The sequence below is a fragment of the Variovorax sp. WDL1 genome (assembly GCF_001541225.1).
In the GTDB taxonomy this organism is placed as follows: Bacteria; Pseudomonadota; Gammaproteobacteria; order Burkholderiales; family Burkholderiaceae_C; genus Variovorax.
In genome coordinates, this window is the sequence record NZ_LMTS01000027.1 from 1 (window position 1) to 11,538 (window position 11,538).

The following is an 11,538-nucleotide window of genomic DNA, read 5'->3' on the forward strand; positions in this document are numbered from 1 at the left end:
GCCGTGCCCGCCGCGGTCTATTGATCAGCGTTTCCCTAGAGGAATTGCCGAGGTTGCGGGGCACTTGGACGACGACATCGGCTGTCGGCAAATTTGCAGGCGCACCGATATCCCATTTCCCAAACGGTTGCTCGGGGCGGGACCGCGGGTTGTTCTTAGGGCGAAGGCCTAACGTTTCCGAGTTGGTGCGAATCAGCTTGGTTGGCTTGTTGGTCGTGGCAGACGAGGCTTGCATGGTGGATCTCCAGAAGTTGTTGAATGGGTACTTAGTGAGCGCTCCGAAGCAGAGCTGCCTTTTCGAGGGCAATGTCTTGCAGCTGCGCATACTCGGAGTCGAATCGCGCGATCTCGACGGCCGCTTCGAAAGCCTCGATGGCCCGATCTTTCAGGCCCATGGCAGCAAGGCATTCGCCCGCACGCAGCAACGGCCCCGGCGTGGGGCTTTCGCCTTCGTTGAAAGTGCTCAATCCGAACATTCCTAGAGCGGCGTGGGGGTGATCGAGGCGCTGCAGGCAACTGCCCGCGAGAAAGGCGTAGCGCGTATCGCGTTCCGATCGGCCGGCCAGATGCAATGCGATGGGGAGCGCATGCGCGAACTCGCCTTCATCGCATAGGCGCGCGGCGATCTGATAAAGCTCATCCGGGTTCTTCCCCTCGGGCAGGTCGCCGGCGGGCAGCGGCTGGTTCGCCTGCAAGGCGGCAAGGAGTTCGTTCGGGTGCTCACTCAGGCGACGCAACTGTGCGGTCAATTCCGAAACGATGCCCGCTATTTGAGGATCGGGGTGGGGCTGAAGAAAGTTCACTGGGTCTGATTGAATAGGCTGAGACGCAGCCAATGATCCGAGGACCGAACTGTCGGGCAGGCAGGGCTTTTGGCTCCTTCGGTCGTGTTATTCGCACAGACTGGGTAACAGCCGACCACGATCGGTTCCACCTTCCGCGACGGCCAGGCGTTTGGACCCCATAAAGACTTCTTGCCGATCAACGCTCGTGGCGGCGGCGCCCAACGTGATGGAGATGAACGTCGGCAAGGCGAAGGCGCTCAACGTCGACAGCGTGGCGGAATTCGTGAAGCACGCCAAGGCCAACCCCGGCGCTGACGGCCTACGAGGGGCGCTCGTGGTTCGGGCTGCTGGCGCCGGCCGACGGAGATGAAGGCGTCAGGCGCAAAGGTCGACTGATATGGACCTCCTTGTCAAGAGGCACAGTCATCTCCCTCGTGGAGAGCACGAGATGAAGCAGACGGCAGGGTGGCACCCGATGGGCAGCGCGACGCACGAGCTTGAAGCGACGGTGGATCAGTCTGATATCCGCGGACTGGCTACCGCATGTCAACGATTCGTCGCGGGGCTGCCTCGATCTGATAGTCGGAGGCCGTCGCAAGGACGCTCACGTAGTCGAGACGAGGATTCCCCTGGCCGTGCTCGCGTGTCGCGCTGCCCATCGGGTGCGAACTCAGGTCGGCTGCTGCACCAGCCGTGCGGCCTCCCACAGGAAGGCAGCCAATTCACGGGCCACCGCCACGCAGACCTTGTTGGCGTGCATGCCGCGTGCGCTCAGGCGCCGATATCGGGAGCACAGCCGCAATTGGGCGCGCCAGGCGATCTCGCACACGCTGCGAGGCTGGTCCTGCTGGCGCTCGGTGACGGGACGGCTCATGCGCGCCGAATAGCGGTAGCACCAGGCGGCCTCGACCAGCACACGACGCACATGGGCATTGCCGGTCTTGGTGATGCTGCCCTGCGAGCGGGACTGGCCGCTGCTGAACTCGCTGGGCACCAGCCCCAGATAGGCCATCAATTGCTTGGGATGCTCGAAGCGGTGCAGGTCACCCAACTCGGACACCAGCGCAACGGCAGCCACGAAGTCGATGCCCTTGAAACACATCAAGGCCCGCACGGCAGCGCCGAAACGCCAGCCGGCGATCTGCTCGCGCAGCGCCGCCGTGATTCGCTCGACCCGCTGTCCGGCCTCCAGCACAGCGCTGCGGTACTCGGCCCAAGCGATCTGCTGGGCCGGATGCTCGAAGGCAATGCGTGCCAGGAAACGTTCATGGGTCGAGCCCCAGGAAGTCTTGCCCGTGTAAGGCATACCGTGACGCAACAGCATGGCCTTGAGCTGCTGGCGTGCCTTCAGCCGCGCCCGCACCGCATCCTCGCGGGCACGCGAGAGGTCTCGGATCGCCTCGTCGCGCGCATCGGGCAGCGTCACTGGCGTGAGTTCGCCCGAGCGCAGATAGCTCGCCAGCGTCAACGCATCGCGCCGATCGGTCTTAATGCGCTCGCCCGGTCGGCGTGGCATCTTGCTCACCGCGATCACTTGGCAGCGCCAGCCTTGGCGGTGGAGTTCGCGCGCCAGTGCAAAGCCGCAGGGGCCGGCCTCGTAGGCCAGCAGCGTGTGCGCCGCCTCGCCCAGACGCGACAGCGTCTTGAGCAACTCGCCCACCCTCGGCCCGCAGGTGCCCAGGAACCGGGGTGCAGCGCGGCCGGCATCAGCCACTGCCACTGCAATGGAGTCTTTGTGAACATCCAAGCCGACAAATGCAGTGATATCGTCTTCCATGGTCTGCCTCCTGAATCGACGTACGCAGATCACGCCTTGCGGCGTTCTGCATGTGGCTCTACGCACCGCCGTGCGCAGCCCACGATAAGCCTGGAGGCAGACCACCTCCAACCCCCCAACTCGGATCTATGTGGCCCCTCGCGCTTCAACGCGGGCTGGGGCCATGTTGTCTGAGCGGAGGGGTTCCCTTCGGCACGCGAAGTCCCCCGAGAGGGGGCGGGCGGACCACACGAAGTGTGGAGCCCTGGGGGAGAACTACACCTCCCAGGTCACGTCCTTGCCGTCGGCCAGGGACTCTTTCAGCATGTGCAGCAGCGGCACGGCGCGCTGGTGCAGCCCGATGTGCTGCTTCTCGGCCTCGTTGTCGTGGCCCTCGACCGCATAGTCGTCGTAGTTGTGGGCGTTGCGGCTTTCGCGCGCAATGGCGGACTCGAGCGCGGAAATGGCCGCCGGCATCTGCTCGCCCGTGATGACACCCTTGGGCGCTGGCGCCTTGCCGATGATGTCGAACAGCTGCCGAGCGTGCGTCTCGAGCATCACGAAGGGAGGGCTGGCGCGGGATTTGAATCGGTACAGCATGGGTGCCTCGCTTTACTTGTAGATGTAGTTGCGGACGAAAGGGTACGCCGACTGTGCGCCGAATAGCGGACCTGCCTTGACATTGCCGTCAGGCTTGGTGGACAGCATCTGGTGCAGTGCAATCCAACCCTGCTCGAAGCTCATCGCGGAGCCCGCAAGATACAGGCGATACGCGCGCAGGACGCGCTCTGCCTTCTCGGCGCCGCCGGTGCGCACCAGGACCTCTCGCGCCTCGTCGAAGTGCGCTTCGAGGGCGTCGGACCAGTGCCACAGCGTGCGCGCGTAATGCGGCCGCAGGTTCTCGGTGTCGACCATCTCGAGGCCTGCTGCGGCAGTCTCGCGCAGGATGGTGGTGACGTGCAGCAGCTCGCCTCCGGGGAAGATGTACTTCTCGATGAAGTCGCCCAGGCCGGCACCCAACTGCGCATAGTCGAGCTGGCCGGACGTGATGCCATGGTTCATGGCCAGGCCGCCGGGCTTGAGCAGCGCATGGATCTTGCGGAAGTAGGTGCCCATGTTGGCGCTGCCCACGTGCTCGAACATACCCACGGAAGAGATCTTGTCGAAGGGCTTGTCCTCCTCGAGCAAGCGGTAGTCGCGCAGCTCGACCCGCGCCCGGCCCTCCAGGCCCTTTTCCTCGATCAGGCGCGTGACGTAGGCATGCTGATTCTTCGACAGCGTGATGCCGGTCGCATCGACGCCGTAGTGCTCTGCCGCCCACAGCAGCAGCGCCCCCCAGCCCGAGCCGATGTCGAGATAGCGATCGCCGGGCTGCAGCATGAGCTTGCGGCAGATGTGGTCGAGCTTGGCCTCCTGGGCCTGCGCCAGCGTCATGTCCGCGTCACGGAAGTAAGCGCATGAATAGACTCGGCGCGGATCCAGCCAGAGCGCGTAGAAGTCGTCGGATACGTCGTAGTGGAACTCGATCTGCTGCGCGTCCTTGCCCAGCGAATGCGAGCTGCGCGAGCGGGCATGCCGCTGCAACCTGCTCCACCAGCCATGCGTGATCTCCACAGGGTTGCGCGGCAGCAGCCCGACCGTGACATCGACCAGGTCGCGCATGGCGCCCTGGATCTGGACCTTGCCTTCGACGTAGGCCTCTCCGATGGCGCCGAGCTGCCGTGCGCCCAGCTTGGCGAGCGCCGACCAGTCCGAGAAGGCCAGCGTGATGCGCGATCCGGGCCGGCTGACCTGTCTGCCATCGGGCAGCTGCAGCGTCAGCGGAACCGGCAGATCGGAAAGCTGCGACTCGATCTTCGGCATCAGGCTTGGCATGGAGCTTGGCATCAGACTTGGCATGGAGCCATTCTTGCCAGCACGCGCAAAGTCGTCAACCGACCATCAGGGAAAGCCCTTTGTGGAGTTGACATCAGATTGTTTAGGTCTAAACTATTGATCCATGAATAGCTCAGAACCCACCTTGCAGCGCATCCTGTGCATCGGCGGCGGCCCCGCCGGCCTTTACTTCGCGCTCCTGATGAAAGCCAGGCAGCCCGGGCTCGAGGTCACCGTCGTCGAGCGAAACCGCCCGTTCGACACCTTTGGCTGGGGCGTTGTACTGAGCGACCAGACGCTGGACAACCTGCGCGCGGCCGACCCGCAGACCGCCGCGCTCATCGGCAACGAGTTCCACCACTGGGACGATATCCAGGTCTTCTTCAAGGGCCGCCAGGTGCGCTCGGGCGGCCACGGCTTCTGCGGCATCGGGCGCAAGCGGCTGCTCAACATCCTGCAGGAGCGCTGCCTGGCCGTGGGCGTCAAGCTGGTGTTCGAGACCGACGTGACAGACGACCAGGCGCTGGCCGCACAGTACAACGCCGACCTGGTGATTGCCAGCGACGGCCTCAACAGCCGCATCCGCCAGCGCTACGCCGAGGTCTTCGAGCCCGACGTCGACCTGCGCCAGTGCCGCTTCGTCTGGCTGGGGACGCACCAGACCTTCGACGCCTTCACCTTCGCCTTCGAACAAACGGAGCATGGCTGGTTCCAGGCCCATGCCTACCAGTTTGACGACAAGACCTCGACCTTCATCGTGGAGACGCCCGAGGAGGTCTGGAAGGCCCATGGCCTGGACGAGATGGAGCAGCCCGAGGCGATCGCCTTCTGCGAGAAGATGTTCGCGAAGTACCTGGACGGGCACGCGCTGATCAGCAACGCGAGCCACCTGCGCGGCTCGGCCAACTGGATTCGCTTCCCGCGCGTGGTGTGCAAGCACTGGACGCACCGCATCGACGTCAACGGCAAGAGCGTACCGGTGGTGCTGATGGGCGATGCGGCGCACACGGCGCATTTCTCGATCGGCTCGGGCACCAAGCTCGCGCTCGAGGACGCGATCGACCTGTGCAACGAGTTCGAGCGCGGCGGCGAGGTCGACGCCGTTCTGGAGGCCTACGAGGGGCGACGCAGCGTGGAGGTCCTCAAGATCCAGAACGCCGCGCGCAACTCGACCGAGTGGTTCGAGAACGTGAAGCGCTACACGGGCATGGAGATCGAGCAGTTCGCCTACTCGCTGCTGACGCGCTCGCAGCGCATCAGCCACGAGAACCTGCGGCTGCGTGACACGGAGTGGCTGGGCGGATACGAGAAATGGCTTTCGGGCGGGAAACCATTGCCCCCGATGCTGATGCCACTGAAGGTGCGCGGCCTGACGCTCAAGAACCGCATCATGGTCTCGCCCATGGCGACCTACAGCTCAGTGGATGGCGTGCCGCAGGACTTTCTGCTCGTGCACCTCGGCGCACGCGCGCTCGGCGGGGCGGCCATTGTTTTCGTGGAGATGACCAGTCCCACTCCGGAAGGGCGCATCACGCCGGGATGCACGGGGCTCTACAACGATGCGCAGTCGGCCGCCTTCAAGCGCATCGTCGACTTCGTCCACTCGCAGACCAGCGCGAAGATCGGGATGCAGCTGGGCCACAGCGGGCCCAAAGGCTCCACACAACTGGGCTGGGAAGCCATCGACGAGCCGCTGCCGGAAGGCAACTGGCCGCTGATCGCCGCCAGCCCCGTAGCCTACGGAGACCAGAACCAGTTGCCGGCCGCGATGACACGGGCCCAGATGGATGAGCTGCGCGAGCAATTCGTCGCATCAACCCGGCGTGCCGCCGCAGCCGGCTTCGACTGGCTGGAGCTGCACTGCGCGCACGGCTATCTGCTGGCCTCCTTCATCAGCCCACTGACCAACCTGCGCACCGACGAATATGGTGGCAGCCTCGAGAACCGCTGCCGCTTTCCGCTGGAAGTGTTCCGCGCCATGCGCGCGGCCTGGCCCGCGGACAAGCCGATGAGCGTGCGCATCTCGGCCCATGATTGGGCGCCGGGCGGCAATACCGATGCGGATGCCGTCGCGGTCGCACGCCTGTTCAAGGACGCGGACTGCGATTTCATCGACGTCTCCTCGGGCCAGACCACCCGCGCCGCCAAGCCGGTGTACGGCCGCATGTACCAGACACCCTTTGCCGACCGCATCCGCAACGAGGTGGGCATCTCGACGATCGCGGTGGGCGCGATCACCGATGCCGACCAGGCCAACAGCATCATCGCCGCGGGCCGGGCCGACCTCTGCGCCATCGCGCGTCCGCATCTGGCCGATCCGGCGTGGACCTTGCACGAGACGGCCAAGCTGCAGAGCCGCGACATCGAGTGGCCCAAGCAGTACCTGAGCGGCCGCGACCAGATGTACCGCGAGATCGCCAAGCAGCAGCAGCTCGCCGCTGCGATGGCAGCGAGCGCGGCGCCGCTCAATCCCGAAGAGGATCAATGAGCATGGACCTCGAAGCACGCGCCCACAGCGAGCATCCGGAGGAGCTGCGGTTGTGGCTGCGCCTCCTGACCTGCACGCAGCTGATCGAGAAGCAGGTGCGCAACGAGCTGCGTGAACAGTTCGGCACCACCCTGCCCCGCTTCGACCTGATGTCGCAGCTGGAACGCGCACCCGACGGGCTCAAGATGAACGAGCTGTCGCGCCGCATGATGGTCACGGGCGGCAACATTACCGGCATCACCGACCAGTTGGTGACGGAGGGGCTGGTCGAGCGCGTCGATGTGGAGGGCGACCGCCGCGCGTGGCGCGTGCGCCTCACGCCGCGCGGGCGACGGCTCTTCAACGACATGGCGCAGCAGCACGAGGCATGGATCGTCGACGCCTTTGCGGCGCTCAATGCCAAGGAGATCGCGCAGCTGCACAAGCTGCTCGGCAAGGTCAAGCAGCATTCCCATCAGCAATTGGCGGAGGCCCTATGAAGCACTACATCGGCGCAGGCAATCCCATGCATGCGCAGTTCGAACCGAAATCCGCCTACCGGGCCGAGCACTTCAGCTGGGCCTTCGAGGCCGGCGTCGGCACCATCACCCTGAACCGGCCGGAACGCAAGAACCCGCTGACCTTCGATTCCTATGCCGAGCTGCGCGACCTGTTTCGCGCGCTCAACTTCGCGACCGACGTCAAGGCGATCGTGGTGACCGGTGCCGGCGGGAATTTCTGCTCGGGCGGGGACGTGCACGAAATCATCGGCCCGCTGACCAAGATGCGCATGCCGGAGCTGCTGGAGTTCACCCGCATGACGGGCGACCTGGTGAAGGCGATGCGCCATTGCCCGCAGCCCATCGTGGGCGCGATCGACGGCGTGTGCGCGGGCGCCGGCGCAATGATTGCGCTGGCTTGCGATCTGCGCTACGGCACGCCATCCACGAATACCGCCTTCCTGTTCACGCGCGTCGGGCTGGCGGGCGCCGACATGGGGGCCTGCGCGTTGCTGCCGCGGGTGATCGGCCAGGGCCGCGCCTCGGAGCTGCTGTTCACCGGTCGCGCGATGACGGCACAGGAAGGCCAGGCCTGGGGCTTCTTCAATGCCTTGCACGAGAGCGATGCGCTCCTGTCCGCCGCCACCACCGTCGCGCGCAAGCTGGCCGAAGGGCCGAGTTTCGCGCACGGCATGACCAAGACCATGCTCTCGCAAGAATGGGCGATGACGATCGACCAGGCGATCGAGGCCGAAGCCCAGGCCCAGGCGATCTGCATGCAGACCGAGGACTTCAAGCGCGCCTTCGAGGCCTTCGCGGCCAAACGCAAGCCGGCGTTCGGCGGGGACTGAGCGATGGCTGCATCCGCAACGCCCCCCTCCACAGCGCATCTTGCGCTGCCCTTCTTCGACGACGCGCACCGCGCGCTGTCGCGCGACCTGCTGCCTTGGGCTGCGGCGCAATCGGTGGATGAGCGCGACGACCGCGCCGCCTGCCGCGACTGGGTGAAGCGCCTGGGCCAGGGCGGCTGGCTGCGCTATTGCGTACCCGCTTCCTCCGGCGGCGCGCTGGAGCGCCTGGACTCGCGCGCGCTGGTGCTGCTGCGCGAGACGCTGGCCTACCATTCGCCGCTGGCCGATTTCGCCTTCGCGATGCAGGGCCTGGGCAGCGGCGCGATCACGCTGGCGGGCAGCGCCGCGCAGCAGCGCGACTACCTGGGCGCCGTGGCGCGCGGCGACAAGATCGCGGCCTTCGCGCTCAGCGAGCCCGAAGCCGGCTCCGACGTGGGTGCAATGGCGATGCAGGCGGTCGCCACCCCGCAGGGCTGGCGCCTCGACGGCCAGAAGACCTGGATCAGCAACGGTGGCATCGCGGACTTCTACTGCGTGTTCGCCAAGACGGACCCGGCGGCAGGGTCGCGCGGCATCACGGCCTTCGTCGTCGACGCGAGCACGTCAAGGCTCGACACCTCGGAGCATATCGACGTGATGGCGCCGCATCCTCTGGCCACCCTGCGCTTCGAGGGGTGCGCTGTCCCGCGCGAGGCTCAACTGGGCGAGCTGAACGGCGGCTTCAAGCTCGCGATGCGCACGCTCGACATCTTCCGCGCATCGGTCGCCGGCGCCGCACTCGGCATGGCGCGCCGCGCGCTGGCCGAAGCCGTTCGGCATGCGAGCAACCGCCGTATGTTCGGGCAAACCCTGGCGGACTTCCAGCTGACGCAGGCCAAGCTTGGCGAGATGGCCGCGCTGATCGACGGCGCCGCGCTGCTGACCTACCGCGCCGCCTGGATGCGCGACGACAGCGAGCGCCGGGGCGCACCACCGGCGGGCGACATCACGGCGGCTGCCGCGATGGCCAAGATGTGCGCTACCGAGAACGCGAGCCGCGTGATCGACATGGCGCTGCAGATGCACGGCGGGCTTGGCGTGAAGGTGGGCACCAAGGTCGAGAGCCTTTATCGCGACATCCGGTCGCTGCGCATCTACGAGGGCGCGACCGAGGTGCAGCAGCTGATCATCGGCAAGGCCGTGTTGCGGGGCATGTCATGAGCGCGCAGGTTGATCGCTTCGTTCACGATCGGCTGCCGCCGCCTGAGCAGTTGCCGATGTTGCGCTACGACCTGCCAGAGCTGCAGTTGCCTGACCGATTGAACCTGGTGGAGGAACTGCTGGACAAGGCTGCCTCCAAGCCCTGGGCGGAGCAGCCGATGTTGCGCTCGCCTGCACGTACGCTGAGTTATTCCGAGGCCGCTGCGGAGGTGAACCGCATCGCCCAGGTGCTGGTTGAAGACCTCGGCCTCGTGCCCGGTAACCGCGTGCTGCTACGCGGCGGCAATTCGATTGCGATGGCACTGGGCTGGCTCGCGGTCGTGAAGGCGGGACTGATCGCGGTCGCCACCATGCCATTGCTTCGCGCCAAGGAATTGGGCGACATCATCGAGAAGGCGCGGCCCACGGTCGCACTGTGTGACGGCCGTTTGCTGGATGAGATCCAGAGCGCGCAGGGGGCTCATCCAGTGCTCGAGACGGTGATCGCCTTCAATCAGCCCGATGTGCCGGGCTCTCTTGAAATGCGCGCCGCTACCAAGACTGGCGTGTTCAAGGCATGCCCCACTGCCGCAGACGACATCGCCTTGCTGGCCTTCACTTCCGGCACGACCGGCAAGCCAAAGGCGCCGGTGACCACCCACCGCGACGTACTCGCGATGTGCGAGACCTGGCCGCGCCACGTGCTGCGTGCCCGGAGTGACGACATCGTGCTGGGCTCGCCGCCCCTGGCCTTCACCTTCGGGCTCGGTGGGCTGCTGATCTTCCCGATGTGGGCCGGCGCCTCCGTTTATTTCAACGATGGCCCTTACACACCGGAGAGCATGGTCAAGACCATCCGCGATGCAGGCGCTACGATCTGCTACACCGCGCCCACCTTCTATCGGCAGATGGCGCCCTTTGCCAAGGCCTTGGGCGTTCCCACGCTGCGGATCAGCGTGAGCGCCGGGGAGGCGCTTCCGGATGCGACGCGTCAACTGTGGAAGGAGGCCACCGGCATCGAAATGCTTGATGGCATCGGCGGCACCGAGGTGTTCCACATCTACATTTCTTCGGCCGGCACTGAAGTGCGGCGTGGCGCAGTGGGTAAGGTCGTGCCCGGCTTCACTGCGAAAGTGGTCGATGACGACGGGAACGAACTGCCGCGCGGCACCGTCGGCAAGCTGGCACTGGTCGGGCCGGTCGGCTGCCGCTACCTCGACGACCCACGCCAGGCCGACTACGTGAAGAAGGGCTGGAACTACCCCGGAGACGCCTTCGTCCAGGATGAAGACGGCTACTTCTTCTACCAGTCGCGCGCCGACGACATGATCATCACGGCCGGCTACAACGTGGGCGGGCCGGAGGTCGAGGATGCGTTGCTCAAGCACCCCGCCGTCGCGGAGTGCGGCGTGATCGGCAAGCCGGACGAGGAGCGCGGCATGATCGTCAAGGCCTTCTGCGTGCTCAAGCCCGGCCACACCGGCGACGCAGCGATGGTCAAGGCGCTCCAGGATCACGTCAAGGCAACCATAGCGCCCTTTAAATACCCACGGGAGATCGAGTTCGTCGGCGGCTTGCCGCGCACCGAAACCGGAAAGCTCCAACGATTCAAACTGAGGCAGATGACACCATGAACAAACTCTTGCAACCACCCGGCTGGGCACCTCCCAAAGGCTACGCGAACGGGGTCGCCGCCCGCGGCACAATGATCTTCGTCGGTGGACAAGTGGGCTGGGACGCGCAGCAGCAGTTCGTCTCCGACGACTTCATCGAGCAGGCCGGCCAGGCACTGCGCAACATTGCCGAGGTCCTCCGCGAGGGTGGAGCCGGGCCCGAGCACATGGTGCGCATGACCTGGTATGTGACCGACCGCGACGAGTACAACCGGCGCTTGGCCGAACTGGGCCCGGTTTACAGAGACGCAATGGGGCGCAACTTCCCGGCGATGACTGCAGTCCAGGTCGCGGCGCTGGTGGAAGCGCGGGCCAAGGTGGAGATCGAAGTCACGGCCGTCGTGCCCGATTGAGCCCGGCCGCGACTTGGCGGGACGCGTCGTTCTCGGCGCGCTGACGGCAAAGAATCAGCGCGATACGCGGCTCGGCCCGCCATATCGTCTTCGCGGCGG

Annotated in this window: 12 protein-coding genes; 7 read left to right on the forward strand and 5 right to left on the reverse strand. The window is 65.8% G+C overall.

Annotated features, from left to right (window positions below; all coding sequences use genetic code 11):
- A partial coding sequence (locus tag APY03_RS43260; protein ID WP_232324157.1) for a hypothetical protein occupies positions 1–235 on the reverse strand: 235 nt, incomplete at its 3' end.
- Between the two features lie 31 nt (positions 236–266).
- The gene (locus tag APY03_RS05010; protein WP_146039271.1) at positions 267–803 is read right to left on the reverse strand and encodes a hypothetical protein; all 537 of its coding nucleotides are present in this window, start codon (positions 801–803) and stop codon (positions 267–269) included.
- 214 nt (positions 804–1,017) lie between these two features.
- Here APY03_RS05010 and APY03_RS45480 point away from each other — a divergent pair, with 214 nt between their 5' ends.
- Complete coding sequence (locus APY03_RS45480; RefSeq protein ID WP_332112714.1) at positions 1,018–1,155, forward strand: hypothetical protein; 138 nt, start codon at positions 1,018–1,020, stop codon at positions 1,153–1,155.
- 300 nt (positions 1,156–1,455) lie between these two features.
- Here APY03_RS45480 and APY03_RS05015 read toward each other — a convergent pair whose 3' ends face one another.
- The 3 genes from APY03_RS05015 to APY03_RS05025 form a co-directional block, all read right to left on the reverse strand.
- On the reverse strand, positions 1,456–2,562 hold the full coding sequence (locus APY03_RS05015) for an IS110 family transposase (RefSeq protein WP_068674540.1): 1,107 nt from the start codon (positions 2,560–2,562) through the stop codon (positions 1,456–1,458).
- A gap of 255 nt (positions 2,563–2,817) precedes the next feature.
- The gene (locus tag APY03_RS05020; protein WP_068674542.1) at positions 2,818–3,141 is read right to left on the reverse strand and encodes a DUF1840 domain-containing protein; all 324 of its coding nucleotides are present in this window, start codon (positions 3,139–3,141) and stop codon (positions 2,818–2,820) included.
- Positions 3,142–3,153: 12 nt separating this feature from the next.
- Positions 3,154–4,416, reverse strand: a complete 1,263-nt coding sequence (locus tag APY03_RS05025; RefSeq protein WP_068674544.1) for an SAM-dependent methyltransferase — start codon at positions 4,414–4,416, stop codon at positions 3,154–3,156.
- Positions 4,417–4,540: 124 nt separating this feature from the next.
- Between APY03_RS05025 and APY03_RS05030 the strand changes: the two genes are divergently transcribed.
- From APY03_RS05030 to APY03_RS05055, 6 genes are read left to right on the forward strand one after another with little or no spacing between them, the layout of a single operon-like run.
- Entirely contained in the window at positions 4,541–6,904 is a 2,364-nt protein-coding gene (locus APY03_RS05030) for a bifunctional salicylyl-CoA 5-hydroxylase/oxidoreductase (protein WP_068674546.1), read from the forward strand.
- A 2-nt stretch (positions 6,905–6,906) separates the two neighbouring features.
- Positions 6,907–7,383: a MarR family winged helix-turn-helix transcriptional regulator gene (locus APY03_RS05035; protein ID WP_068674548.1), complete on the forward strand. Its 477-nt coding sequence runs from the start codon at positions 6,907–6,909 to the stop codon at positions 7,381–7,383.
- Positions 7,380–8,234, forward strand: a complete 855-nt coding sequence (locus tag APY03_RS05040; protein WP_068674550.1) for an enoyl-CoA hydratase family protein — start codon at positions 7,380–7,382, stop codon at positions 8,232–8,234. The genes APY03_RS05035 and APY03_RS05040 overlap by 4 nt, the downstream gene beginning before the upstream one ends.
- Before the next feature lie 3 nt (positions 8,235–8,237).
- Positions 8,238–9,434 carry an acyl-CoA dehydrogenase family protein gene (locus APY03_RS05045; protein WP_068674552.1) on the forward strand — a complete coding sequence of 399 codons (1,197 nt, stop codon included), beginning with the start codon at positions 8,238–8,240 and terminating at the stop codon, positions 9,432–9,434.
- The gene (locus tag APY03_RS05050; protein WP_068674554.1) at positions 9,431–11,047 is read left to right on the forward strand and encodes an AMP-binding protein; all 1,617 of its coding nucleotides are present in this window, start codon (positions 9,431–9,433) and stop codon (positions 11,045–11,047) included. Before APY03_RS05045 ends, APY03_RS05050 begins: the two co-directional genes overlap by 4 nt.
- Complete coding sequence (locus APY03_RS05055) at positions 11,044–11,439, forward strand: RidA family protein (RefSeq protein ID WP_068674556.1); 396 nt, start codon at positions 11,044–11,046, stop codon at positions 11,437–11,439. Before APY03_RS05050 ends, APY03_RS05055 begins: the two co-directional genes overlap by 4 nt.
- The last annotated feature ends 99 nt before the right edge of the window (positions 11,440–11,538 follow it).

Excerpts from the sequence above, each read along its gene's own strand:
- APY03_RS45480 (WP_332112714.1), top strand. The coding sequence starts at position 1,018 with ATGAACGTCGGCAAGGCGAAGGCGCTCAACGTCGACAGCGTGGCGGAA.
- APY03_RS05015 (WP_068674540.1), bottom strand. The coding sequence starts at position 2,562 with ATGGAAGACGATATCACTGCATTTGTCGGCTTGGATGTTCACAAAGAC.
- APY03_RS05020 (WP_068674542.1), bottom strand. The coding sequence starts at position 3,141 with ATGCTGTACCGATTCAAATCCCGCGCCAGCCCTCCCTTCGTGATGCTC.
- APY03_RS05025 (WP_068674544.1), bottom strand. The coding sequence starts at position 4,416 with ATGCCAAGCCTGATGCCGAAGATCGAGTCGCAGCTTTCCGATCTGCCG.
- APY03_RS05030 (WP_068674546.1), top strand. The coding sequence starts at position 4,541 with ATGAATAGCTCAGAACCCACCTTGCAGCGCATCCTGTGCATCGGCGGC.
- APY03_RS05035 (WP_068674548.1), top strand. The coding sequence starts at position 6,907 with ATGGACCTCGAAGCACGCGCCCACAGCGAGCATCCGGAGGAGCTGCGG.
- APY03_RS05040 (WP_068674550.1), top strand. The coding sequence starts at position 7,380 with ATGAAGCACTACATCGGCGCAGGCAATCCCATGCATGCGCAGTTCGAA.
- APY03_RS05045 (WP_068674552.1), top strand. The coding sequence starts at position 8,238 with ATGGCTGCATCCGCAACGCCCCCCTCCACAGCGCATCTTGCGCTGCCC.
- APY03_RS05050 (WP_068674554.1), top strand. The coding sequence starts at position 9,431 with ATGAGCGCGCAGGTTGATCGCTTCGTTCACGATCGGCTGCCGCCGCCT.
- APY03_RS05055 (WP_068674556.1), top strand. The coding sequence starts at position 11,044 with ATGAACAAACTCTTGCAACCACCCGGCTGGGCACCTCCCAAAGGCTAC.